General features: G+C 34.7%; 1 protein-coding gene. It reads left to right on the top strand.

Annotated elements, in window-relative coordinates; all coding sequences use genetic code 11:
• The first annotated feature begins 91 nt into the window (after positions 1-91).
• Entirely contained in the window at positions 92-1276 is a 1185-nt protein-coding gene (locus tag ACN4EE_RS23450) for an RNA-guided endonuclease InsQ/TnpB family protein (RefSeq protein WP_431708922.1), read from the top strand.
• Positions 1277-1301: the final 25 nt, after the last annotated feature.

Below are 1301 nucleotides of genomic sequence, written 5' to 3'. Positions count from 1 at the left end.
TGATCTGGCATTATTTCTAATGCAATTATTTTACATCTACAAACGGTCTTATTATTAAAAATAACATAGTTTTAGCAATTTTTATGATCTAATGATAGTCTTTGAGTTTAAATTAAAAGGAAATAATCAGCAGTATCTTGTCTTAGATGACATGATTAGAACTGCTAATTTTATCCGTAATAAAGCTCTCAGATATTGGCTAGATAATAAAGGTACAAAATGTAACGACTTGCAGAAATTGTGCGCTGTTTTAGCAAAAGATTATGAATGGGCAAATAAACTCAATTCTCAAGCTAGACAAGCATCGGCAGACAGGGCTTGGTTTGCTATTAGTCGTTTTTATGCCAATTGTAAAGCTAAAAAACAAGGTAAGAAAGGGTTTCCTAAATTTAAGAAAAAAGGTAGATCAGTAGAGTTCAAAACTACTGGTTGGTCTTTATCTGAAGACAAAGTCCACTTAACATTAACTGATAAGTTTGGGGCGGGAAAGTTTAAATTAATCGGTACTTATGACTTGCATTTTTATCAAAAAAGTCAAATAAAAAGAGTCCGAATAGTTAAACGTGCTGATGGTTTTTATGCTCAATTTTGTATAGATATACAACGAGAAAAAACTCATCAACCAACAGGTAAATGTAAAGGAATAGATTTAGGTTTAGAATTTTTCTACACTGATGATGAGGGAAATACTGTAAAAAATCCTCGTCATTTAAGAAAGTCTGAAAAAGCCTTAAAACGACTACAAAGAAAAGCAAGTAAAAAGAAAAAAGGTAGTAAAAATAGAAGAAAAGCGAATCAAAGATTAGCTAAAAAACACTTAAAAGTAAGCACCATCCAACGTAAAGATTTTGTGATTAAAACGGCAAAAGCGTTAGTTCAGTCTTGCGACTTGATAGCTTATGAAAACTTGCAAGTGCGTAATATGGTTCGCAACCACCGACTGGCAAAATCCATAAGCGATGCTAGTTGGTCAATGTTCATTGAGTGGGTAGAGTATTTTGCGAAAATAGAAGGTGTTGAATGTAGAGCCGTTGCACCTCATTTCACATCTCAAGATTGCTCTAATTGCAACACTAGGGTAACAAAAACCTTGAGCACTCGAACTCATGAATGTCCTAAATGTGGTATCAAATTGCACAGAGATCATAATTCAGCAATTAAGATACTGGCAAAAGGACTAGGATTAAATACGCTAGGGCATAGCGAAATCAACGCTTGGGGAGAGAACAACCACTGTCTAAGTCGAGCAATCGGTTTGGATAAGTTGACTCAGTGAACCAAGAATCCAACGTGCTTCAGCC

Source organism: Geminocystis sp. CENA526, assembly GCF_050753365.1.
In the GTDB taxonomy this organism is placed as follows: domain Bacteria; phylum Cyanobacteriota; class Cyanobacteriia; order Cyanobacteriales; family Cyanobacteriaceae; genus Geminocystis.
The sequence above is the reverse complement of the archived record's forward strand: the minus strand, read 5'-3'. Positions and strand labels throughout refer to the sequence as shown.